This window comes from Sphingobium sp. JAI105, assembly GCF_015752145.1.
Lineage (GTDB): Bacteria > Pseudomonadota > Alphaproteobacteria > Sphingomonadales > Sphingomonadaceae > Sphingobium > Sphingobium xenophagum.
Map to the genome: position 1 here is coordinate 714,448 of NZ_JADOUC010000002.1, position 23,053 is coordinate 737,500.

Here is a 23,053-nt window from a genome sequence, read left to right on the forward strand (position 1 = left end):
TGCGGCCGCAGCAGATTGCTGCGCGAGTTGTCTCACTTCATCCGCTACATCTCCTGCGCATTGAGATCGCCTCGCAACGGCGGTATCAGGGCGCGAACAGGAGGCCAGACGTGACGGACGGGAAAACGGCAACGCCGGTAAAGCGACGTAAGGGCGGTGCCAAATCGTCATTGCGGCTGGTGACCGACGTCGACATGTCCGTCCCGGTCGATCCCTATCGGACTATCCTGTTTCCCAACAATCTGCGCGATATGCGGCGGCAGGCGGGCTATGAGTCGCTGCTGTTGCTGGCCGAACATATTCCCGAAATCCCCTATATCCGCCTGTCGAAGATCGAACGGGGGGAAGTTTTCGCCAAAGCCGACGAATTGCGCCTTATCAGCCAGCGCCTGAACGCCGATACGCTGGCTTTGTTGATCGACGTTCGCGATCCCGGTTTCGATATCGCTTCATGGTCTGAGCGTCGTGGTCCCGCAACGCGGACTGACTGGCGGGAAGAAGAACAGGCTATTCTGCTCGCCGCGCTGTTCCGTCGCACACGACAGATGGATCGCCCCCTGTCCCTGCATCAGCTGGAGGAAGACTATGGCCTTCCTCCGGTCATGGTCTCTCGCATCGAAAATGCCATCAAGCCGATCGCGCGCTGGAACGCTGCAACGCTCGACGGGATTTGTCGCGTCATAGGCGTCGCGGATGCCGTCGCTCTTGGCAAGCATCTGGTGACGGTCCATGGGCAGGGCTTGCTGTCCGACTGGGTGGCGCGCGTGCCAGGCCGCGCTGATCGCGAGCAGAAAACGATCTCCCGGATCGATGAATTGCGGCACGCGCTGATCGCGCCTGCGCCGCGATCGACCGTCCAGCCGCAGTCGCAGCCGACGGGCGACGAAGTGCCTGCGCCACGGCCTCGTTTGCCAGTCATGGGATCGCCTTTGCCGGACGGACTTCTGGCCCCCGTCCTGACCAATCATGAGGTCGAAGCACCCGCGGGCGCAGGGCCGCGCGCATTTGGATTGCGCCTGTGTCGTCCAACGCTGGGGCCAGGAATGCCTGCCAACGCCGTGCTTATAGTTGATCCAGACATATTACCGTCCGCCGGGGGACTTGCCGTCATAAGCGAGGGCGATGCCTATCGCGCCGTTACGCTCGCCACAGATCGACAGGGCGTGCTCTATGGTTACAGCGTCATTCCCGACCGCGAAATTGCCATTGATGCGCTCGCGGCAACGGATGTGTTCGCCGTATTGGCGGTTTATTTCATCTAAAGCTTGGCGGCGGCTTCTCCCTCACTGCGCTGGCGTCTCCGCGGCCGCGAAAAGCCTGACCGTCTGTTCCAGTTTTTGGATCGCACGCGCTTCGAGCTCTGCGGTAAAACGGGGCAGGGGGATGGCGACGGCAAAGGCGCCGACCGCCATGCCATCGACCAATGCCGCCATGCCAAGGCCGCAAATGCCCGGCGTATATTCCTCCCGCGTACGGCCAATGCCCGTCATGCGGATCGCGGCCAATTCTGTCCGCAAGGCCTTCTCATCGGTTACGCTGTGGGGCGTGAACGGCTCCAGCTGCACTTGTGTGAAATAGGCGTCGATTTCATCGTCCGACAGCATGGCCAGCAACGCCTTGCCCGCCGCCAGGCTGTGCATGGGAATCCGCGTCCCCACGCTGATCGAATAGCGCAGCGACTGTTCCGCCGTCTCCGTGACGATGGCTTCCAACTGCCAGCCGTCCCGCACGAAGAAAGACGCGGTCTCGTTGGTCTGTGACCGTAGCGATTTGACCAGCGGGCGTACTCTGTCAGCCAGTGACAGGGCCATGCGCGGTGACGCCAGCCGGGCCAATGCCGGGCCGGGCAGGTAGCGCCGCCCGACCCGCGCCAGATACTGTCGCTCCACCAGCGTTGCGAGCAGATAGGACAGGCTGCTGACTGGAATGGTCAGGCCCGCCGCAATCTCCTGCGCCACCACGCCTGCCGGCCGCGCGACGACATATTCTATGATGTCGATCGTCCGCATCGCCGATTTGACAGTAGATGGCGTGGTGCCATTCATGGGCAGTTAGCTCCCCTGGAAAGTCAGGCTACCCCGCCGCTCGGCAAAGCGCCATCCCGCCGCGTCCAGGACGAAGCGGTCGTGAAACGACCCGACCTTAGGCGCGCTATCGCCCGTGAACAACAGCATCGCGCTTTCCCCCACTGCCTCGGTTGCGCTCAGCACGTCGATCACGACATTGGAACAAATGTGCCGCGTCACCCGCGCCGGGCGGGCAAGAAACGCTGCCAGGATGGCGTCGCGCCCCTCCACCCAGTCGTCGGGTGCCGTCGGCCGCGCCATCCGTCCGTCCGGCGCGTAAAGGGCCGCCACGCCCTGCCAATCGGCGGCATCGTTCAAATTGGCATAGAGGGCGATCAGCCGCGCGCAATCCGCCTCGATGCCGCGTCGCTCATCCGCCGTCACAGCCGTGCGTCCGCCAGATCCGCGCCCGCGCGCAGCGACCGCAATTTCTTCCACGTCACCGCCGGGTCGATCTTGCCATAGCCTGCAAATGTTCCGAACCCGCAATCGGTGCTGCCGATCACCCGATCCTTGCCGACAATCCGCGCAAAGCGCTCGATCCGCTGGGCGATCAGTTCGGGATGCTCGACATAGTTGGAACAGGTGTCGATCAGGCCCGGCGCCAATATCTTGTGATCGGGAATGGTCGCATCGCGCCACACCGTCCATTCATGTTCGTGGCAGGGATTCGCGCCCTCGAACAGGATGGTCGCCGGACGGGCGGCAAGAATGATGTCGATCACCTTCTCCAGCGCAATGTCATGGTCATGCGGGCCTTCATAATTGCCCCAGCAAATATGCATCCGCATCCGTTCCGGCGGAATATTTGCGGTGGCGGCGTTAAGTGCCTCGACATTGGCCGCGGCAATTTTCAGAAATTCTTCTTCGCTGGCGTCCTGATAGCCAGTGTGCCGCGACATCGCCAGGTCGGGGCAATCGAGTTGCAGGTCGAAGCCTGCCGCGACGATCGTCTCATATTCCTCCCGCATCGCGTCGGCCAGATCAGCCAGATAGGCTTCGTGGCTTGGATAATGGCGATTGACCTGGAAGGCAGTGATCAGTCCCGGCGAGGCTGCGTTCATGAACGCCCGCACGCCATCCCCATGGGGCGCCAGCGCGGCTTTGAACCGGCGAATATCGTCATGCAGCGGTTCCAGCGTCACCTTGCGCACCGGGCCGATGCAGGACGCACGGGTAAAATCCTGACTGCCCATGATTGCGGCCAGCTTCTGCCGCAGTTCCGGCAAGGGCGCGAGGTCGGCGGCAGGCCTGCGGTCGGTATGACCGCCAAAACCCGACAATCGCTCGATCATGTAGGTGGAATAGCCAACCTTGCCCAATTCGCCATCGCTCACGATCGATACTCCCGCCTCGATCTGGGCGGTCACGGCTTCGCAAACGGCGGCTTGCACCAATGTGTCGAACGCTGCAGCGTCATAGGGCTCCCCCTTGTCGCGGGCCAGCAGCAGCGGGGTCAGTGCGTCACCACGCGGCAGGCTGCCCACATGGGTGGTGGCAATGGGCATAAAGATCCTCCTCCTGTTTGGATCACCCTGCCACAGTTTCGCGGATATGGATATATCGCGGATATGAAAAAATAGGCGCCGAACATTGTCCGGCGCCCGTCAGGAGGGTTAGGGGAATCAGGCTGCGCTGTCAGCGTTCGCCTTGGCCTTGGACAGGTCATAGGCGCCCAGGCCCGGCTTGTAGCTTTTTTCGTCGATGAACTGGCGGATGCCTTCCTTGCGACCTTCCGTCTTGTCGTGGAAATTGGCCGCTTCCTGCATGCGCACCAGATAATCCTCGGCCTCGTCATAGGTCATGGTGTTGACGCGACGGACTGCATCCTTGGCGAATTTGAGAGCGACCGGATTCTTCGACAGCAGCTTGTCGGCAACCGCGCGGGTGCGGTCCTTGAGCTGGTCGAGCGGCACGCTTTCATTGACCAGTCGCATGGCCGACGCCTGCTTGCCGTCGATCAGGTCGCCGGTCAGCGTCAGCCACATGGCGTCGCGCATCGACAGCAGGTCGACCACCACCTTGGTCACGCCACCGCCGGGCAATATGCCCCAGTTGATTTCGGACAGGCCGAACTGCGCTTCATCCGCGCAGATGGCGAGATCGCAGGCGAACAGCGGGCCAAAGCCACCGCCAAAGCACCAACCATTGACCATCGCGATGGTCGGCTTCTGGAACCAGCGCAGGCGGCGGAACCAGCCGTAGCTTTCGCGCTGCGACTTGCGCACACCGCGCAGGCCATCGGCCTCGGTCTCACGGAAATATTCCTTCAGGTCCATGCCCGCTGACCAGGCCGTGCCTTCGCCGCTCAGCACCAGTACGCCGACATCGTCGCGGAATTCCAGTTCGTCCAGCACTTCCATCATGCGCCGGTTGAGCGTCGGGCTCATCGCGTTGCGCTTGGCGGGGCGGGCGAAATTCACCCAGGCGATCCGGTCCTCGACATGCACCGATACGACGTCTTTTTCGTTTTCCATCATCCTGCTCCCTGGCTGGTCCTGTGAAAGGCGGGCCGGGGGCGGCCTCACCGAATATGTATGCTAGGGATACAATATCGCAGGGAGAATTGGCAAGCGAATTTTATGATCCTGCCTATCGGCCCGCCCGGCGCTGGCTTGACAACGCCGTCGACCCGCTAGATGATAACGATCGTTATTAAATCGCCGGCATGATCGGCGGAGCGAGGCGGGATGAACGTGAACGGCAAATTGGCGCTCGTGACCGGGGGCGCATCGGGCCTGGGCGAAGCCTTGGCGCATGCGCTGCGCGACGCAGGAGCACGGGTCGTCGTGCTGGATCGGCTTCCGGCTACCCTGACCGGGATCGATTCGATCCCTTGCGACATCACGGACGAAGCGGCGGTAGCAGCTGCCATCTCGGCCATTGTCGATCGCCATGGCCCGATCGCGATATTGGCCAACATGGCTGGCATCGGCGGCATCGGTTCGATCGCGTCTCCCGCTGGTCCGGGGGACATCAGCGCTTTTCGGCGGGTGATCGACGTCAACCTGATCGGCGCGGTTGCCGTCACTGCCCATGTTGCCCATTCCATGATTGCCAATATACCCGATGGCCCTGATGGCGAACGCGGCATCATCCTCAACGCCTGCTCGATCGCCTCGTTCGAAGGGCAGGAAGGGATGGACGCTTATGGCGCATCGAAGGCGGCGCTGGCTGCGCTGACGCTGATTTGGGCGCGCGACCTGTCGCGCCACGCGATCCGTTGCGTGGGTATAGCGCCCGGCTTTTTTGCAACGCCGATGACGGCGCCCATGCCCGATGCGCTGGTCGACGAATTGATCGACGGCATGGAATTTCCCCGCCGCGCGGGCACCGCGCAGGAATTTGCCGATGCCGCCATGTTCCTGATCCGCAGCCCGATGATCAACGCTGAAATATTGCGGCTCGACGGTGGTGCGCGCCCGCCGGCCCGCACCCGCTGGACCGCGGCGGCCTGAATTTCTTTCCAGTCACAAGGCACAACAATATGGCCCAACCCCTTTCGCCCGCTGTCATCGCCGCCTTCGCTGCGATCGTTGGCAAGGATAATGTGTTCTTCGATGAAGCGGACCAGCTTGCCTATCAGGACAAGTTCGCCATCGACGATGCCCTGCATCATCCCGCCGGTGCGGTCGCGCCCACCACGGTGGAACAGGTGCAGGCGATTGTCCGCGTCGCGTCGGAACGCGGCCTGTCGCTCTGGCCGATCAGCCGGGGGAAGAATCTGGGCTATGGCGGCTGCGCCCCGCTACTGGCGGGTTCTGTCGTCCTCGACATGAGCCGCATGAAGAAAATCGACTATGACGAGGCGAACGGCACGGTACTGCTGGAACCAGGGGTAGGCTTCTACGATCTTTATGATTTCCTGAAGTCGAGGGGCATGAAACATTGGCTGTCGGTACCCGGCAACAGCTGGGGATCGGTGGTCGGCAATGCGCTTGACCGGGGGGTGGGCTATACCCCCTATGGCGAACATGCCGCGCGCATCTGCGGCATCGAAGCGGTGATGGCCGACGGGCTGGTCGTGCGCACGGGCATGGGCGCACTGGACGGCGCACCCACCTGGCAACTCTATCGCTTCGGCTTTGGTCCAAGCTGGGACCAGATGTTCGTCCAGTCCAATTTCGGCATCGTGACCAAAATGGGCCTGTGGCTGATGCCTGCGCCGGAATCGCTGATGGGCATGGACCTGGAATTTGACCGGCCAGAGGATTTGGGACCGCTTATCGATGCGATCGCGCCGTTGCGACGCGAAGGGTTGTTGCAGCAGTCGCCCACCATCGGCAACTGGCTGCGCGCAGCCGCGGTGTTGACGACGCGCGATCAGTGGACCGACAAGCCCGGCGCGCTGGGCGATGAGGTGATTGCCGCTATTCGCAAGAAATTCAATGTCGGCTGGTGGGGCGTGAGCCTGCGCCTTTATGGTCGCGAGTCGGTGAACAAGGCGGCCTATGCGGTGCTGGAACAGGCGATGTCCGCGCTCAAGCCCATGGCGATGCGCCCGACAAGCTGGAAGACGGGCGAGCCGATGGAGGCGAGCGGTTGGACCGGCACGCCGCTGACCATGCCGATGCAAAATGCCAATTGGCATGGCGGACGCGGCGGCCATGTCGGCTTCTCGCCCATCCTGCCGCAATCGGGCGCAGCGGCGATGGCGCAGTTTCAGCGCACCTATGCCCGCTACAAGGAATATGGCATGGATTATCAGGCCAGCTTCGCCTTTGGCGAACGCCATCTCATCAACGTCAATGCGGTGCTGATCAACAAGGATGATCCTGCCTTGATGGGCAGGGTCGATCCCTTCCTCAAACAGTTGATCGCTGACGCCAAGGCGCAGGGCTATGGCGAATATCGCACCCATCTCGACTATATGGATGCGGTCGCTGCCACCTATGATTTCAACAAGGGGTCGCTTTGGCAGATCAACCGCAAGGTCAAGGACGCGCTTGATCCCAACGGCGTGATCGCGCCGGGCAAGAGCGGCATCTGGCCCACGCGAAAAGCAGGAGGGCGGGCATGATGCGGCACAGATGGATGACTTTGGCGGCATCCGCCATGGTGCTGGCCGGGGCGGCGTGCGGCCGCGCGAATGAAAGCGCGTCGCCACCGGCAGAAGCGTCCAAGGGGCCACCACCGCTGCCCGCGCCGGAAACCGTCTCCTCCCGGCCCAAGGCGGGACCGGGCGAGCGGCTTTATCTGGAAAAATGCGCGATGTGTCACGGCCCAGGCGGCATGGGAACAGGCCTGCTTGCCCGCCGGACGGATCAACCACTGCTGGAAAAGCGCACGGACCTGACCGTCGATTATGTCGTGCAGGCCGCGCGCATGGGCATTGGCAACATGCCCGCCATTCCGCGTGGTGAAGTGAGCGACGCCGACATGAACCTGATCGCCAGGCATCTGGCACGCGCCGGGGAGGGGGGACAATGACGATCGTGACAAGACGCGACTTTCTGGCCAGCGCGGCGGTTGCGTCCGCCCTCGCCGGTTCTGGCGGCGCTATGGCTGCGCGAACTCGCGGGCCGCTGCTGCTGCATGATTCAGGCCTTGGCGCGGGGCATCGTTTCGCCGTGCGGGCGGCGGCGCTGGGCGGCGCGTCGCTGGCGCTGGAGGGGGACCGCGTCCGCCAATTGCGCGACCTGCTGGTCAGCGAGCCGGCATCGATCTTCGGCGTCACCCGGCGTAGCGATGAACTGCTGATCGGCGAAATCGCGGCAGAGGCAGGCTATCGCCGCATCGCGCTGGTCCTGCATCGCCCCGTCGGCGTCATGGTGCCGATCTGCGCGCCCGACGGCGCGACCATCGGCACGCTGGCGCGGCTTGCCGGCGCTCGCTGGCCCGAAGCCTTTGCCGAACTGGCGCTGGGCGGCGTGGAGAAATGCGCCGTCGTCCCGGCTACGGGGATGGCGGAACCGGCGCTCAGCTGGGTGCTGATCCGGTCCCGCTAAATCCCTAGCGCTTGATGATGAGCGAGTCGGGGCGCTTGCGCGGCACCCACTCGCCCCGGCCAGGAAATTTGCTCAGCACCGCGCCGTCCCACAGGCGCACGGTACGACGATGGAAACGCCACTCGCCATCATCGCCCTTGACCGCATGATCGTCATACCAGCCTGCAAAGCGCAGCAGATAGGGCGGTTCGCCTTCACATTCCGTCACGAAAGCGAAGGACCGCATCATGCAACTGCCATCCGCCTGCGGCATATATTGAATTTGGCTCACATGATGCTGGCGACCGGGGAAGCCTGGCGCATTGCGATAATGTTCGGCAATCCCCCGAATCCCTTCATGCCCTTCCCAGATGTCGGGATCGTCAAACACTTCCTCCACCATCCGCGCATCGGGCGTGAAGCAGGCGACCAGCGCATCGACATCGCCGGTATCCAGCGCCCAGCTATAAGCGGCGATCAGATCCTGCAGGGCGATCCGGTCTTCGATGGGCAGGCTTGGCATGATGGTCACTCTCCTGTTTTCACTCTCTTGACGCAACAATAACATTCGTTACTATCATGCGCAACCGTCGATAAGAAAGACAGATGAGGGGCTGCATGGGAAAGATCATTATTTCAGGGGCTTCCGGCGCATTCGGCCGCGCCGCCGCGGCGCTGTTACTGGACAAGGTCGCTCCGCAAGACGTCATCCTGCTATCGCGCACTCCTGCTAAGTTAGCCGACTTTGCCGCCAGGGGCGCTGACGTCCGCTTCGCCGATTTCGATGATCCCGCGACCCTTCCCGCCGCCATGGCTGGGGGCGAACGGATGCTTTTGATCAGCACCGCTCGCGTCGGCACGCGGGTCGGCCAGCATCGTAACGCGGTGGAGGCAGCGGTCGCGCAGGGCGTGCGCCATATCGTCTACACCTCGATCATCGCCGCAGACGAACCGGGCAATCCCGCCATCGTCAAATATGATCACCGCGCGACCGAAGAGATTATCGAGGCGTCCGGCGCTGCCTGGACCCATTTGCGCGACAGCCAATATGCCGAGGCGGTTGCCGCCGCGATGGTCATTCCCGCGTTGATGGCCGGGACGAAACCGGACAATTGCGCCGACGGTGCGGTCGCCTTTGTCAGCCGCGACGATTGTGTCGCCACCGCCGTTGGCGTGCTGACTCAGCCGGGCCATGAGAATAAGGCCTATACGCTGACCGGCCCGGATCTCATTACCATTCCGCAGGCCATGGCAATGGCCAGCGACATGGCTGGCAAGCCGATCATCGTCGAACCGGTCGATGACGATGGCATGTTCGCCTATTTCGATTCTCTGGGCATTCCCCGTCATGCGTCGGACATCATGCCTGATGGACCAATCCCCTGGTCGAGCGATGACATGGTCACCTTTGGCCAGTCGATCCGCGAAGGCTATTTTGCCCGGGCGACCGATTGCGTCGAACGGATCACGGGTCGCAAACCCAAATCGCTGCGCGAGGTCATGCTGGCGCACAAGGCAAGCTGGCCGCTGTGAGAGGCGCGCTATTTGCCCTGCTGATGCTGGCGGGATGCGCAAGCGGCGGCAGCCAGGGCGGTGCGGGTGACGACTGGCCCTTTACCGGCGGCGATGTCGGCGGCAGCCACTTTTCCCGCCTGACCGATATCGATGCTAGCAATGTAGCGCGGTTGGGCCTGGCCTGGTCGCATGACCTTGGCACCAACCGGGTGCAGGAAGCCACGCCGGTCGTTGTCGACGGCATCATGTACACCAGCGGCAATCTCGGCCGGGTCTATGCGCTGGATGCTGCAACGGGAGCGTCGCTCTGGACCTTCGAGCCGGAGGTCGACATGCAGGCCAACCGTTCGGCCTGCTGTGATCAGGCCAATCGCGGCGTTGCCGTCGCCGATGGCAAGGTGATGGTCGGCGCGCTCGACGGAAAGCTCTACGCGCTCGATGCCAAGACCGGCGCGATCGTCTGGAAGGTCGATACGATCATAGATCACACGCGCGGCTATACCAGCACAGGCGCGCCAGAGGTTGCAGGTGACCTTGTCATTATCGGCAATGCAGGCGCGGAATATGACACGCGCGGCTATGTTACCGCCTATCGCGTCGCTGATGGCAAACAGGCATGGCGCTTCTTCACCGTGCCCCACGATCCCAAAGCCGGTCCGCAGGAAAATCCCGCACTCGATGCCGCGCTCAAGACCTGGGACAAGGACAGCCGTTGGGACATTGGCGGCGGCGGCACCGTATGGGATGCGATCAACTACGACCCTGCCTTCGACACTGTCTATATCGGTGTCGGCAATGGCGGACCCTATTCGATAAAGACCCGCTCGCCCAAGGGTGGCACAAATCTCTACCTCTCGTCCATCGTCGCGCTGGATCGCAAGACGGGGGCGGTCAAATGGCATTATCAGGAAACGCCGGGCGACAGCTGGGACTTTACCGCGACCCAGCCGATGGTGCTGGCCGATGTCGAGGTGGACGGAAAGGTCCGCCCCGCCATCCTCCATTCGCCCAAAAATGGCTATCTGTTCGTGATCGACCGGGAAACCGGCAAGCCGCTGCGGATCAATGCTCTGGTGCGCACCAACTGGACCAAGGGCTTCGACAAGGATGGCGTTGCACAGATGACGCCCGGCAATGTCGACTTTTGGAACGGTCCGCGCATCGTCTATCCAGCCTCGGCGGGCGCGCGCAACTGGTACCCCGCAGCCTATGATCCGACGCGCAAACTCTATTTCGCGCATGTGCTGGACATGGGCAATCTCATGTTCGGGCCGCCACCCGGCAAGCCTGAACAGGCCCGCCGCGCCAGGGCGCTCAATGTCCAGACCACGCTGATCTTCACGCCGATGTTGCAGCAGGTGCTGCCGACGCTGCCCCCGGCGGTTCGCGATCAGGTCGAAAAGCTGCCGGAAATGCAATGGGTCAAGGACAAGCCCTATAGTTCCGAACTGCGCGCCATCGACCCGTTGACCGGCAAGGCAAAATGGACTGTTCCGACCCAAGGGTGGCAGGACCGGATGGGAACGCTCGCCACCGCGTCGGGACTGGTCTTTCACGGGACGATCGGCGGCAAGCTGATGGTCAGGGATGCCGATACTGGCCGGCTGCTCAAGGAAATCGATACCGGCAGTTCGATCATGGCCGCGCCGATGACCTACCGGGTCAAGGGCGTGCAATATGTCGCTGTCGCAACCGGCTTTGGCGGTGGCGGCTGGGGCTATGTGCCCGACTATGCCGCGGGCTATCGCTTTGGCAATGCCAACCGCCTGCTGGTGTTCAAACTGGACGGCGGACCGGTGAAGAAGCCCGATCCGCTGCCGCCGCTGGAGGTCGCAGCTGCGCCCCCGGCGCAGAAGCCCGGCGTTACTGCGGCCATGATCGCGCGGGGGCAAGGCCTCTTCTTCCAGAATTGCGCCATCTGTCACAGCAACCAGTTGCGCTCGACCGCGCCGGACCTGCGCCGGATGCAGCCTGCGACCCATGATGTATTCGGCGCGATCGTGCGCGATGGTCTGTTGCTGCCGGGCGGAATGCCGCGCTGGGACGATATTCTGTCGACGCAGGATGTGGATGCGATTCATGCCTGGCTGATCGCCGAGCAGGGCGCGCTGCGTGACCGGGAAATCAAACTCAAGGCGGCGGGCAAGCCGCTCGATGCACCCAGCATCGCCGTCATGTCCAATTTTTAGGATCATACATGGAACAGAGCGATATCATCGTGGTGGGCGGCGGATCTGCCGGGGCTGCGATGACCGGGCGGCTGGCGGAAGCCGGGCTGGCCGTCACCCTCATAGAAGCGGGCAAGACCGATCGGCATATGCGTTCGCGCGTCCCTGCGCTGACCAGTTCGATCGTCCAGAATCCGGACTATGACTGGTGTTATCAGGTCGAACCGGATCCGTCGCTGGGCGGACGCGCCGACATCTGGCCGGCTGGGAAGCTGCTGGGCGGGGGAAGCGCTCTTAACGGCATGATGTTCATTCGCGGTCACCGCTGGGACTATGACCGGTGGGCGGCGTTGGGTGCCGATGGCTGGGACTATGCGTCGGTGCTGCCCTATTTTCGGCGGATGGAGGATAATGAACGCGGCGCGGATGCGTGGCGCGGGACCGGCGGACCGATCGCCGTGTCGGAAGGGCGCGCGCGCTATCCGATCACTGACCAGTGGATTGCGGCTGCGCAACAGGCGGGCATCGCCCGCTCGACAGACCTGAACGGCGAAAGCGCCGAGGGCGTCGATTATGTCCAGGTGTCCCAACGCAACGGCACGCGCTGTTCTTCGGCACGCGGCTATCTGCATGAACGGCGTGGCGGCAAGACGCCGACGATCCTGCTGGAGGCGCAACTGCTCCGGCTGCTGATCGAGGATAATCGCGCGGTTGGCATCGTCTATCGTCAGGATGGCGTCGAAAAGACATTGCGTGCGCGCCATGGCGTCATATTGTCGGCCGGGGCGATGAACACGCCGCGCCTGCTGATGCTGTCGGGCATCGGCCCGGCCGATCATCTGGCGGAGATGGGCATAGACCTGGTGCGCGACCTGCCGGGCGTGGGCCGCAATCTGCAGGATCATGTCGGTACCCATGTCGTCAATGAAGTCGATGGCGCGACGCTGAACAGCGACGCACAGGGGTTGCGCGGCGCGTGGCAGGTTCTGCGCTATGCGCTGGCGAAGCGCGGTGCGTTGACCACGGCGATCGGCCATGCGCAGGCCTTCGTCAAAAGCCGGGCGGATTTGCCCGTGCCCAATCTCCAGATCAGCTTTGCCGCCTTCGCCTTCGACTTTGACGAGCGGGGTCGGTTGATGCTGCGCAAAAATCCTTCCGTCTCGACGCTCGTGGGGCTGATGCGGCCCAGCCATCGCGGGCGGATCACGCTGCGTTCGCCCGATCCGTTGGCGCCCCCCGTCATCGCGCATCGGCAACTCGACAGTGAACTGGACATAGAACAGATCGTCGAAGGCATCGTTATCGCCCGCGATATTTTGCGCCAGTCGGCGATCGCGCCCCATGTGAAAAGCGAACTGCGACCCGGCGCGGCGCTGGCCGGAGCGGAGCAACTGCGCGACTATGTCAAGATGGCGTCCATCCCGCTCTATCACCCCGTCGGGACCGCGCGGATCGGTCGTCGGGACGATCCCGCTGCGGTGGTCGATCAGGATTTGCGCGTAATCGGCGTGGAGGGGCTGTGGGTCGCCGATGCTTCGGTAATGCCGTCGCTACCGGCGGGTAACACCAATGCGACGGCAATCATGATCGGTGACAAGGGGGCCGATCATGTCCTCAAGACGCTGCGTCGCAATACGCAGCCATCAGGATGATGGTTGCCCCGGCATACATTCTGCGCTTGCAATAATAGTAACGAATGTTAGTATGTGTTTCAGGAGAGAATAAGGAACCCAGGGCGATGCCAAACTATCCCCAGACCATCCATTTCGTCGGACTGAATACGCCCGTGGGCATCGAATGGTCCGCCCGCAATCTGGACGTCATCGGGACGATCCCCGCGGAAATTGACGGCGCCTTCTTCCGGGCCGTGCCGGACCCTGCCCATCCGCCGATGTTTGACGATGACATCGTGCTGTCGGGCGATGGCATGGTCGCGAAATTCGCGATCCATGATGGCAAGGTCGATTATGCGATCCGCTATGTCGAAACCGAACGATACCGGCTGGAAAAAGATGCGCGGCGCGCCCTGTTCGGCCAGTATCGCAATCCCTTCACCGACGACGCCAGCGTGGCGGGTCGCGATCGCACCGTGGCGAACACCACCCCGGTCTGGCACGGCGGTCGGTTGCTGATGACCAAGGAGGACGGCCTGGGTTATCAGGTCGATCCCGACACGCTGGAGACGCTGGGCCGCTTTGACTATTATGGTGCGCTCAAATCCCAGACCTTCACGGCCCATCCGCGCGTCGACCCGGAAACCGGGGAAATGTTCTTCTTCGGCTATGAGGCCGATGGTCTGTGTTCGACCAAAATTTCCTATGCGATCGCTGATCGCGACGGGAAACTGATCAGCGAACAATGGTTCGATCAGCCCTATTGCTCGACCATTCACGATTTCGCGATCACCGAACATTACGCCATTTTCCCGATCTTCCCCACCACGGCCGATCTCGACCGCTTGAAAGCGGGCGGCGCGCACTGGGCGCACCAGCAGGATCTGGAAAGCTGGGTCGGCATCATGCCGCGTTATGGCAAGGTAGAGGAGATGCGCTGGTTCAAGGGACGCAATGGCGTCTCTGCCTTCCATCTTGTGAACGCCTATGAGGAGGACGGCTTCGTCCATCTCGATCTCTGCCTGTCGGACACCAATGCCTTCGGCTTCATGCGCGAGGCGGGCGGCATCCAACGCGACCAGCGGGATATACAGGGCGGGTTGACCCGCTGGACCTTCGACCTGTCGAAGGAGGGTGACATGTTCGAGGAGCGTCTGGTTGGTCCGCCCGGCGACATGCCACGGCTGCGCGACGCGGATCAGGGGCGGCCTTATCGGGCGGCCTGGTATCTGTCGATGAACCCGCAAGGCGGGCCACCTTTGCCCGGCGGACCTGTAGGGGTTGCGTTCAACGCGCTGTTGCGGATCGAACCGGGCAATGGTCGTATCGACATGATGGGGCTGGAGCCGGGCATGGCGATCAGCGAACCGGTCCATGTGCCATCGACGCAGGATGACCATGAAGGCTGGCTGTTGATGGTCGTCGACCGGCAGGCAGGCGAGGCGGATTTCAAGTCCGAACTTTGGGTGGTGGAGGCCGGCGCAATTGCGGCCGGGCCGATCGCTCGCGTGCCCATGCCCATGCCGATGCGCGCGCAGGTTCATGGCGCATGGGTATCGGCCCGGCAATTGGCGAATGCGCGCCAGAATGTGGACAGTGAAGCCGCGTGACGGCTTGACAAATCGTAACGATCGTTATTTATCGAAGAGGAGGGGGTGGGCCTTATCCGTCGCCCCCTCCAAAAATACTGTCAGAGCAGAACAGTCGGGCAGGCAGGATCAGAGGACGGCAGGAAAGGCAGACGCATAAGCGTCGCCTGGACCGGCATCGCCATGGGCGGTCCGGTGATCCTCCCCCTTTGCCTTGCTGACTGACAATAGGGAGGAAAATAATGTCACATATCTGGAAGTCTGCATTTCGCAGCAATGCCGCCTGCATTGCGATGATGGCCGCGATGGCCGCTGGTCCCGCACTGGCCCAGGACGCATCCGCGCCGGAGCAGGCCGCCGATCAGTCGAACCAGTCCGCCGACATCATTGTCACTGCCCAGTTTCGCCAGCAGAATTTGCAGGACACGCCGATCGCGATCACTGCGGTGTCCAGCGAAACCCTTGCCGCGCGCAGCCAGACCAGCGTCACCGACCTTGGCCAGTTCGCTCCCAACGTCGCTCTGGCTCCCGCGACCAGCCTTCAGGGCAATTCCGTCACGGCCTTCATCCGTGGCGTGGGCCAGCTGGATTCCAGCTTCGCGCTGGAGCCGGGCGTGGGCATCTATATCGACGATATTTATTATGGCACGACCTATGGCGCGGTCATGGACCTCACCGATCTGGAGCGGGTCGAGGTGCTGCGCGGTCCGCAGGGAACGCTGGCTGGCAAGAACAGTGTCGGCGGCGCGGTCAAGCTGTTCAGCAAGAAGCCCGACGCAACAGCGGGTGGCTTCATCGAAGCGACCTATGGCAGCTATGACCGGCTGGAACTGCGCGGCAGCGCCAACATCCCGTTGAGCGATAGCCTGTTCCTGCGCGTGTCGGGCGTGTCGAAAAATGTCGACGGCTATATGAAACTGCTGGACTATGGCTGCGTCAATCCCGCGTCGGGCATCGCGCCCACCGGCACCAATGACAAGGGGTGCCAGGTTGGCACCGAAGGCGGCATCGACCTCATGGCTCTGCGCGCCGCGCTGCGCTTCGCGCCGGTCGGCTCCCCGCTGGAAGTCAACATCGTCGCCGACGTGTCGAAGGATAATAGCGAAGCGGTCGCGACCAAATTGCTCTATGCCAACAACCCGCTGGTGCGCAGCTATGTGCCGGGCAATCCTACGGCCGGCATTCCGTTCGACAGCCGCTTCATCACCGCGTCGAAGAGCTACACCTCCTACGCCAATTATGCGACGGGCGGCAATTACACGACCGTGTTCGGCATCCCGACCCAGGTCGCACCCGGTGGCTTCTCCGCCAGCCCGACCAGCTCGGTGAAAAGCTGGGGCATTGCCGGGACGATCGACTATGATCTGTCCGACATGCTCAAGCTCAAATCGATCACCGGCTATCGCAAGGCGGACGGCACCAGCGCGATCGACGTGGATGGCTCGCCGCTCGCCATATTGCTGCAGCAGTTCAACTACAGCCATGAACAATTCACGCAGGAATTGCGCCTGAGCGCCAATTTCAACGATGCGGTCGACCTGACCGTAGGTGGCTTCTATTACAAGGCGACCGATCTTCTGTCAGGGCGCAGCGCCATCCCGACGCTCCTGTTCGATTTCCTGGTTGATGACGTGGTCAAGAACCGCAGTGCATCGGCCTTCGCCCATGCCGAATTCCATGTCACCGATGCGTTCAACGTGATCGCGGGCCTGCGCTACACTGACGACAAGAAAACCTATAATTATTCGCGCCGGAATATCGACGGCAGTCTGCCCAGCGGCGCTTTCTTCACGCCCAACTTCCTGCTGGCCGGTCTTGACGGACTGTCGGGCACGTTCAAGGGCGATCGCCTCGATTACCGTCTGGGCGTGAATTATCGCTGGAACGACCAGTTGATGACCTATGCGCAGGTATCGACCGGCTTCAAGGGCGGCGGCATCAACCCGCGTCCTTCAGCCCCCGATCAGGTGCAGACTTTCGGCCCGGAAAAGCTGACGACCTATGAAGCCGGTTTCAAGGCAGACCTGATGGGCCGGATGCTAAGGCTGAACGGTGCTGTGTTCCTCAATGATTACAAGGATATGCAGCTGGTGCGCTATCAGTGCCCGGAAAGCGTCGTATTTTCCTGCTCGGTCCCGTCCAACGCGGGCGACGCGCGCGTCCTTGGCTGGGAACTGGAAGCATCGCTTCGTCCCACCGACGGCCTGTCGATCGATGCGTCCGCAGGCTATCTCGACTTTGACTATAAGAAGATCACCAATCCCGCGACGCTGGTGACGAAAAATATGATCGCGCCTTTCATCAGCAAATGGCAATTGTCGGCGGGCATCCAGTATGAAGCGGATCTGGCCGGATCGGGCACGCTGACACCGCGTATCGACTGGTCCTGGCGCTCCAACTATTTTTACAACGCCATCAACAATGCCTTCAATCAGATCAATCCGCCGCATCTCGTCAATGCGCGCCTGACCTATCAGGGACCGGACAAGGACTGGTCGCTCAGCCTTGGGGTCACCAATCTGCTCGATAGCTATTATTATGCTGGCAAGGCGGAAAATGTCGGCAGCTTCGGCGTCGTTTCCGGCGTGGTCGGCCGGCCGCGCGAATGGATGATCACCGCGAAAAAGAGCTTCTGACACAGGCATCAAAAATGGCCGGTCGCCGGACAAGGCGACTGGCCATTGCCGTGCATGACAGGCTGATGCCGCGACGGCTTTGGTCGGGCAGGGCGGCAGGATATGCTGCTACCGGCCCCATGAACGCGATTTACGATGACGCCTTGCGATCGACAGAGACTTGTGCCGCCCTGCTTGGCTGGATAGGCTGACGCCATGCCCGCCTCGCGCTTCTCCCTGCATGCTCGCCTGGTCGCATTGCTGTGCATTGCGCTGCTGGCCCTGTTTGCGGGCATGGGCCTTTCGCGGATGATCGATAAGGTGCAGCATGCGCCCGGCGCGGCCCAGGCCCATGGGCATCTCCTGTTAAGCGCTCTGACTGTGGAAGAGGCGCATGACGCCGACCATGATGTCAATGGCGAGCAGGAAGAAGGGCAGTCCGATCGCTTGCCTGACAGTCATCACCATCATGGCGATAGCGGGTCCGGCCTCATCCTGCTCACGCAGGCAGGACTTGCTGCGCCCTCGTCGCGCTTTGCGCCGCCCGCCATGATGATTGATCAGGTAGAGCCGGACTCCGCCTTTCAGGGGCAAGAGCGCCCACCCAGGCTGTTCGCTTTTCGCGTCTGAACCTGCGGTCGCCATGCGGCGCGGGTTGATCCACGTCGCATAGCGAAAGCCTGTTTCATGTTTCGATATTTTAAGGCGCGCGCTGTTCCGCGCCTGACCATCATGCTGCTTGCCAGCGCTCTCTTTCCCGCTCCGCCATTGGCAGCGCAGGGGCTGACGCTTGCCGATGCGCTATCGCGCGTGGCGCAGGCCGATCCCGGCGTTGCCGTGACTGCCGCCCAACATGACGCGGCGAGCGCCGCCATTAAGCAGGCGGAGGTCCGGCCCCAGGATGTCGTCACCGTCGACCTGGAGGATCTGGCCCGCACCGGTCCCTACACGCCGATCGCTAGCACCCAGACGACCGCCTGGTATGAGCGGACCTGGGAACGCGGTGGCAAGCGGGAGGCGCGGATCGGCGCTGCGCGGCTGAACCGCGATGTGACCGACCAGCGCGGCCGCCTGCGCCAACTCGACATATTGGCACAGGCGCAGACCGCCTGGGTGGAGGCGCTGGCGGCGGAAGCCGAAATCCCCGTTGCGCTGGAACGGCTGACGCTCGCCCAACGACTGGAGCGGGAAGTGGCGCGCAGGGTCGCGCGCGCGCTCGATCCCCTGTTCGCGCTGGAGCGCGCCCGCACCGCCGTGGCGCAGGCCCGCATCGCCCATGAACAGGCGATTGAGGCTGCCCGGATTGCGCGCATGTCGCTGGCCGCATGGTGGGGCGCGCAGGGCGACGTGGAGATCGATACCAGCAGCTTTTCCCGCCTGGCGCCCGATCCGGCCGCCGACGCACAGCCCATAGATGTCGCGCTGCTCGATGCAGAGCGTGATGCGGCGGCGGCGCGCGCGCGACTGGCGGAGGCGAACAGCGCTGCCGATCCGGTCCTGCGCGCGGGGCTGCGCCATTATGGGCAGGGCAATGATGTCAGCATCGTGGTCGGCGGCTCCATCCCGCTTGGCAGTCGGCGCGCCCAGCGCGGCAATGTCGAGCAGGCGCAAGCCGAACGCCGTGTCGTCGAAGCCGAAATCGCGGTGCTGCGGGTGCAGGCGACGCGCGACATAAACCGGCTGCTGGCGCAGCGCGCGACGATCGTGCGCGAAATCAACAAGATCGACAATGTGGTTCTGCCGAGCGCCGAACGCGCGGTCGTGCTGGTGCGCGACGGCTATAATCGCGGCGGCACCGCTTTCACCTTCCTGGAAGTCACGCAGGCACAGGAGGCGATGATCAATGTCTATGATCGCCGCATCGCCCTGCTCAAATCCTACCATCTCGACGGCGCACGGCTTGATCGGCTGACCGGTCGCCACGCCCCCCTTCTTGCCAGCGCGGAGAATCGCTGATGTCCCCCTTGTTGAAATTTGCGGCCCTGCTGCTCGCCCCCACCTGGCTCGCCGGGTGTAGCGAAGCCCCGCCCTCGCACGATCATGAGGAGCATGGCGCGGAAGAGGCCGAGGAAGAGCGCGGTCCCCATCGCGGTCGGATGCTGCGCGACGGCAATTTCGCGGTTGAAATCAGCATCTTTGAAGATGGCGCCGAACCCGAATTCCATGTCTACGCCTATCGTGACGACAAGCCGGTCAGGCCGCAAGATGTTCAACTGAGTGTCGAACTGACCAGGCTGGGCGGCAAGATCGATCGATTTGCCTTCTCCCCGCAAGATGATTTTCTGCGTGGTCGCGGGGCTGTGGAAGAACCGCATAGTTTCGATGTAAAGGTCATGGCTGCCGAAGCTGGCCGGACGCATAAATGGAGCTATGCGTCCTATGAAGGCCGGACCACCATCGCCGCGGACGCTGCGCGGGCGGGCGGGGTGCGGTCCGAACGGGCAGGGCCAGCCTCGATCGCCGAATTGATCGACTTGTCGGGTCGCATCGAAATCACGCCTGAAGGCAAGGCCGACGTCCGCGCCCGACTGCCTGGGCAGATCATGTCGATGAACGGCGAACTGGGGCAGACTGTGCGGCGTGGCCAGGCACTGCTGCGCGTCGAATCCAGCCATTCGCTCCAGACCTATGCCGTCACTGCGCCGATCAGCGGCATCATCGTGGAAAAAAATGCCAATATTGGGGACATGACCGGGGACCGGGCGCTGTTCGTGATTGCCGATCCGGCCAAGCTGCATGCCGAATTTTTCGTCTATCCGCGCGACGCTGAAAGGGTGCGGGTAGGGCAGAAGGTCGCGCTACGCAGTTTGTCGGGTGCGGCCCGGCTGACTGGCTCAGTGGAAGCGATATTGCCGACCGCAGACCTGGCCAGCCAGACCCTGCTCGCCCATGTCCATCTGCCCGAATCCGCAGCCGATCAGTTCCGCCCCGGCATGGGAGTGGAAGGCGCCTTCGCCGTTGCCGAAACGCAGGCGAAGCTGGCGGTGCGGACCAAGGCGATCCAGCGCTTTCGCGATTTTGATGTCGTCTATGCCAAGGTCGGCAACAGCTATGAAGTCCGCATGCTCGAACTGGGCCGCAGGACGCCGGAATGGACAGAAGTGCTGGACGGGCTGGAGCCCGGCACCGAATATGTCACGGATGGCGCTTTCCTGATCCGCGCCGACATCGATAAGTCGGGAGCCAGCCATGACCATTGAGGCCATCGCCGCCGGCCAGCCCCCGCTGCTCGAACGTATCGTCACCACCGCCATCCGCTTGCGCTGGGCGGTGCTGGCTGCCGTGCTTGTGCTTTGCGCACTTGGCATATGGAGCTTTCAGCGGCTGCCGATCGACGCGACGCCGGACATCACTAATGTCCAGGTGCAGATCAACAGCGAAGCCGTCGGCTTTTCGCCGCTGGAGGCGGAACAGCGGGTCACCTTTCCGATCGAAACGGCGATCGCGGGCCTGCCGGGGCTGGACTATACACGCTCCATCTCCCGCTACGGCCTGTCGCAGGTCACTGCCGTCTTTGCCGATGGCACCGACATTTATTTCGCGCGCCAGCTGATCAACGAACGGTTGCAGACCGCGCGATCGCAATTGCCGCCCGGCGTCGAACCGGAAATGGGGCCGATCGCGACCGGCCTTGGCGAAATTTTCATGTACACGCTGGAGGCCAGACCGGGCGCGCGCAAGGTGGACGGCACGCCCTATAATGCGGAGGATTTGCGCACCTTGCAGGATTGGGTCATCCGCCCGCAATTGCGCAACACGCCGGGCGTCACTGAAGTCAACAGCATCGGCGGCTATGAACGGCAATATCATGTCACTCCGTTGCCGGACCGGATGGCGGCCTATGGGCTTGCGCTCGATGATGTGGTCGAGGCGCTGGGCCGCAACAATGCCAATGTCGGCGCAGGCTATGTCGAACGCTATGGCGAACAATATCTGGTCCGGGTGCCGGGGCAGGCGGGGGGCGTTGAAGACCTCAAATCCATCATCGTCACCAATCGCGGCGGCGTGCCGATCCGCATCAATGACGTCGCCGATGTCGGTATGGGTCAGGAATTGCGTACCGGTGCCGCCACAGAAAACGGGCAGGAAGTCGTGCTGGGCACAGTCGTCATGCTGGCGGGCGAAAATAGCCGCGTGGTCGCGCGCGCAGCGGCGGAGCGGCTGGATCAGGCGGCCAAGGCGCTGCCCGCCGGGGTCGAAGCGGTCGCGATCTATGACCGGACCGATCTGGTCGAACGGGCAGTCTGGACGGTCGAGAAAAACCTGCTCGAAGGCGCTTTGCTCGTCATCGTCGTGTTGTTCCTGCTGCTCGGCAATGTCCGCGCCGCTCTCATCACCGCGGCCGTCATTCCCATTGCGATGCTGATGACCATCACGGGCATGGTGCAGGCGGGGGTGTCGGGCAATCTCATGAGCCTTGGCGCGCTCGATTTCGGTTTGATCGTCGATGGCGCGGTGATCATCGTGGAAAATTGCCTGCGCCGCTATGGCGAGGCGCAGCACAGCCTTGGCCGCCTACTCGACCGCGACGAGCGCTTCGCGCTGGCCGCCTCTGCCACGTCGGAAGTGATCCGCCCGTCGCTGTTCGGCGTCCTCATCATCGCATTGGTCTATGTTCCCATCTTCGCGCTTACCGGGGTAGAGGGCAAGATGTTCCACCCCATGGCGATCACCGTCGTCATGGCGCTGACAGCTGCGCTCATCCTTTCGCTCAGCTTCGTGCCCGCTGCCATCGCCCTGTTCGTCACCGGCAAGGTCGAGGAGAAGGAAAGTCGCCTGATGCTCTGGGCGCGTCGCATCTATGAACCCGCGCTGGAACGGGCGCTGCAATTGCGCAAAGCCATTGTCGCGCTCGCTGTCGGCCTTGTGCTGCTTGCAGGCTTTGCTGCAAGCCGGATGGGATCGGAATTCGTCCCCAATCTGGATGAGGGCGATATCGCCATGCACGCGCTGCGCATCCCCGGCACCAGCCTGACCCAGGCGATCGGGATGCAGAAAGCGGTTGAATCCCGGCTCAAGCGCTTTCACGAAGTCGAGCGCGTCGTGGCCAAGATCGGTACGGCGGAGGTCGCGACCGACCCGATGCCGCCATCGGTCGCCGACACGTTCATCATGCTGAAGGACCGCAAGGACTGGCCCGACCCGCGCAAGCCGCGCACCCAGCTGGTCGCTGAAATGCAGGAAGCGGTCGAGCAGATACCGGGCAATAATTATGAATTCACCCAGCCGATCCAGATGCGCTTCAACGAGCTTTTATCGGGGGTCCGCGCTGATGTCGCGATCAAGATATTCGGCGACGATCTCGACGAACTGCTTCGCATTGGACAATCGGTCGAGGAGGTCGTCAGCCAGATAGACGGTGCGGCGGATGTCGGTGTCGAGCAGGTGACAGGCCTGCCGGTGCTGCAAATCACGCCCGATCGCGCCGCTCTGGCGCGCCTGGGCCTCAATGTGGGTGACGTTCAAAATGTCGTGGCCATTTCCATCGGCGGCAAGGAAGCGGGCGAAATGTTTGAGGGCGACCGCCGCTTTCCGGTGATTGTCCGCTTGCCCGAAGAGA

At 62.8% G+C, this 23,053-nt stretch carries 19 protein-coding genes (1 of these 19 cut by a window edge); 14 read left to right on the forward strand and 5 right to left on the reverse strand.

Going from position 1 to position 23,053, the window contains the following annotated elements; all coding sequences use genetic code 11:
- Positions 1–110 precede the first annotated feature (110 nt).
- Positions 111–1,262, forward strand: a complete 1,152-nt coding sequence (locus tag IWY39_RS20740; RefSeq protein ID WP_145169789.1) for an XRE family transcriptional regulator — start codon at positions 111–113, stop codon at positions 1,260–1,262.
- 21 nt (positions 1,263–1,283) lie between these two features.
- On the opposite strand, the gene IWY39_RS20745 is transcribed toward IWY39_RS20740, so the two are convergent.
- The 4 genes from IWY39_RS20745 to IWY39_RS20760 form a co-directional block, all read right to left on the reverse strand.
- Positions 1,284–2,045, reverse strand: coding sequence for an IclR family transcriptional regulator (locus IWY39_RS20745; RefSeq protein WP_107125366.1), 762 nt, complete (start codon positions 2,043–2,045; stop codon positions 1,284–1,286).
- 6 nt (positions 2,046–2,051) lie between these two features.
- Positions 2,052–2,450 carry a nuclear transport factor 2 family protein gene (locus IWY39_RS20750; RefSeq protein WP_229380687.1) on the reverse strand — a complete coding sequence of 133 codons (399 nt, stop codon included), beginning with the start codon at positions 2,448–2,450 and terminating at the stop codon, positions 2,052–2,054.
- Positions 2,447–3,574 carry a cobalamin-independent methionine synthase II family protein gene (locus tag IWY39_RS20755; RefSeq protein WP_107125368.1) on the reverse strand — a complete coding sequence of 376 codons (1,128 nt, stop codon included), beginning with the start codon at positions 3,572–3,574 and terminating at the stop codon, positions 2,447–2,449. The genes IWY39_RS20750 and IWY39_RS20755 overlap by 4 nt, the downstream gene beginning before the upstream one ends.
- Positions 3,575–3,691: 117 nt before the next feature.
- Positions 3,692–4,546 (reverse strand): p-hydroxycinnamoyl CoA hydratase/lyase, encoded by an 855-nt coding sequence (locus IWY39_RS20760; RefSeq protein WP_017181828.1) that lies wholly within the window; start codon positions 4,544–4,546, stop codon positions 3,692–3,694.
- Positions 4,547–4,756: 210 nt separating this feature from the next.
- Here IWY39_RS20760 and IWY39_RS20765 point away from each other — a divergent pair, with 210 nt between their 5' ends.
- The 4 genes from IWY39_RS20765 to IWY39_RS20780 are packed head-to-tail and all read left to right on the forward strand — an operon-like array spanning position 4,757 to position 8,014.
- Positions 4,757–5,524, forward strand: a complete 768-nt coding sequence (locus tag IWY39_RS20765; RefSeq protein ID WP_107125369.1) for an SDR family NAD(P)-dependent oxidoreductase — start codon at positions 4,757–4,759, stop codon at positions 5,522–5,524.
- Positions 5,525–5,553: 29 nt separating this feature from the next.
- Positions 5,554–7,086, forward strand: coding sequence for an FAD-binding oxidoreductase (locus IWY39_RS20770; protein WP_107125370.1), 1,533 nt, complete (start codon positions 5,554–5,556; stop codon positions 7,084–7,086).
- Entirely contained in the window at positions 7,083–7,496 is a 414-nt protein-coding gene (locus tag IWY39_RS20775) for a c-type cytochrome (protein ID WP_107125371.1), read from the forward strand. The genes IWY39_RS20770 and IWY39_RS20775 overlap by 4 nt, the downstream gene beginning before the upstream one ends.
- Positions 7,493–8,014, forward strand: a complete 522-nt coding sequence (locus tag IWY39_RS20780; RefSeq protein ID WP_107125372.1) for a hypothetical protein — start codon at positions 7,493–7,495, stop codon at positions 8,012–8,014. Before IWY39_RS20775 ends, IWY39_RS20780 begins: the two co-directional genes overlap by 4 nt.
- Positions 8,015–8,018: 4 nt before the next feature.
- Here IWY39_RS20780 and IWY39_RS20785 read toward each other — a convergent pair whose 3' ends face one another.
- Positions 8,019–8,516, reverse strand: coding sequence for a nuclear transport factor 2 family protein (locus IWY39_RS20785; RefSeq protein WP_107125388.1), 498 nt, complete (start codon positions 8,514–8,516; stop codon positions 8,019–8,021).
- 95 nt (positions 8,517–8,611) lie between these two features.
- Between IWY39_RS20785 and IWY39_RS20790 the strand changes: the two genes are divergently transcribed.
- The 9 genes from IWY39_RS20790 to IWY39_RS20830 all read left to right on the forward strand — a co-directional run.
- Positions 8,612–9,526, forward strand: coding sequence for an SDR family oxidoreductase (locus IWY39_RS20790; RefSeq protein ID WP_107125373.1), 915 nt, complete (start codon positions 8,612–8,614; stop codon positions 9,524–9,526).
- The gene (locus IWY39_RS20795) at positions 9,523–11,697 is read left to right on the forward strand and encodes a PQQ-dependent dehydrogenase, methanol/ethanol family (protein WP_107125374.1); all 2,175 of its coding nucleotides are present in this window, start codon (positions 9,523–9,525) and stop codon (positions 11,695–11,697) included. Before IWY39_RS20790 ends, IWY39_RS20795 begins: the two co-directional genes overlap by 4 nt.
- Positions 11,698–11,705: 8 nt before the next feature.
- Complete coding sequence (locus tag IWY39_RS20800; protein WP_107125375.1) at positions 11,706–13,328, forward strand: GMC family oxidoreductase; 1,623 nt, start codon at positions 11,706–11,708, stop codon at positions 13,326–13,328.
- Between the two features lie 86 nt (positions 13,329–13,414).
- Positions 13,415–14,899, forward strand: a complete 1,485-nt coding sequence (locus tag IWY39_RS20805; RefSeq protein ID WP_107125376.1) for a carotenoid oxygenase family protein — start codon at positions 13,415–13,417, stop codon at positions 14,897–14,899.
- A gap of 221 nt (positions 14,900–15,120) precedes the next feature.
- Positions 15,121–17,514, forward strand: coding sequence for a TonB-dependent receptor (locus tag IWY39_RS20810; RefSeq protein ID WP_107125377.1), 2,394 nt, complete (start codon positions 15,121–15,123; stop codon positions 17,512–17,514).
- A 195-nt stretch (positions 17,515–17,709) separates the two neighbouring features.
- Positions 17,710–18,123, forward strand: coding sequence for a hypothetical protein (locus IWY39_RS20815; protein WP_107125378.1), 414 nt, complete (start codon positions 17,710–17,712; stop codon positions 18,121–18,123).
- Between the two features lie 57 nt (positions 18,124–18,180).
- On the forward strand, positions 18,181–19,449 hold the full coding sequence (locus IWY39_RS20820) for a TolC family protein (protein ID WP_107125379.1): 1,269 nt from the start codon (positions 18,181–18,183) through the stop codon (positions 19,447–19,449).
- Positions 19,449–20,693: an efflux RND transporter periplasmic adaptor subunit gene (locus IWY39_RS20825; protein WP_107125380.1), complete on the forward strand. Its 1,245-nt coding sequence runs from the start codon at positions 19,449–19,451 to the stop codon at positions 20,691–20,693. The genes IWY39_RS20820 and IWY39_RS20825 overlap by 1 nt, the downstream gene beginning before the upstream one ends.
- On the forward strand, positions 20,683–23,053 hold the 5' portion of the coding sequence (locus tag IWY39_RS20830; protein WP_107125381.1) for an efflux RND transporter permease subunit. The gene runs 788 nt beyond the window's last position; only the first 2,371 of its 3,159 coding nucleotides appear in the window; it begins with the start codon at positions 20,683–20,685; the stop codon falls past the right edge of the window. The genes IWY39_RS20825 and IWY39_RS20830 overlap by 11 nt, the downstream gene beginning before the upstream one ends.

Excerpts from the sequence above, each read along its gene's own strand:
- IWY39_RS20745 (WP_107125366.1), bottom strand. The coding sequence starts at position 2,045 with ATGAATGGCACCACGCCATCTACTGTCAAATCGGCGATGCGGACGATC.
- IWY39_RS20775 (WP_107125371.1), top strand. The coding sequence starts at position 7,083 with ATGATGCGGCACAGATGGATGACTTTGGCGGCATCCGCCATGGTGCTG.
- IWY39_RS20800 (WP_107125375.1), top strand. The coding sequence starts at position 11,706 with ATGGAACAGAGCGATATCATCGTGGTGGGCGGCGGATCTGCCGGGGCT.
- IWY39_RS20785 (WP_107125388.1), bottom strand. The coding sequence starts at position 8,516 with ATGCCAAGCCTGCCCATCGAAGACCGGATCGCCCTGCAGGATCTGATC.
- IWY39_RS20810 (WP_107125377.1), top strand. The coding sequence starts at position 15,121 with ATGTCACATATCTGGAAGTCTGCATTTCGCAGCAATGCCGCCTGCATT.
- IWY39_RS20815 (WP_107125378.1), top strand. The coding sequence starts at position 17,710 with ATGCCCGCCTCGCGCTTCTCCCTGCATGCTCGCCTGGTCGCATTGCTG.
- IWY39_RS20780 (WP_107125372.1), top strand. The coding sequence starts at position 7,493 with ATGACGATCGTGACAAGACGCGACTTTCTGGCCAGCGCGGCGGTTGCG.
- IWY39_RS20805 (WP_107125376.1), top strand. The coding sequence starts at position 13,415 with ATGCCAAACTATCCCCAGACCATCCATTTCGTCGGACTGAATACGCCC.
- IWY39_RS20790 (WP_107125373.1), top strand. The coding sequence starts at position 8,612 with ATGGGAAAGATCATTATTTCAGGGGCTTCCGGCGCATTCGGCCGCGCC.
- IWY39_RS20760 (WP_017181828.1), bottom strand. The coding sequence starts at position 4,546 with ATGATGGAAAACGAAAAAGACGTCGTATCGGTGCATGTCGAGGACCGG.
- IWY39_RS20765 (WP_107125369.1), top strand. The coding sequence starts at position 4,757 with ATGAACGTGAACGGCAAATTGGCGCTCGTGACCGGGGGCGCATCGGGC.
- IWY39_RS20820 (WP_107125379.1), top strand. The coding sequence starts at position 18,181 with ATGTTTCGATATTTTAAGGCGCGCGCTGTTCCGCGCCTGACCATCATG.
- IWY39_RS20825 (WP_107125380.1), top strand. The coding sequence starts at position 19,449 with ATGTCCCCCTTGTTGAAATTTGCGGCCCTGCTGCTCGCCCCCACCTGG.
- IWY39_RS20770 (WP_107125370.1), top strand. The coding sequence starts at position 5,554 with ATGGCCCAACCCCTTTCGCCCGCTGTCATCGCCGCCTTCGCTGCGATC.
- IWY39_RS20755 (WP_107125368.1), bottom strand. The coding sequence starts at position 3,574 with ATGCCCATTGCCACCACCCATGTGGGCAGCCTGCCGCGTGGTGACGCA.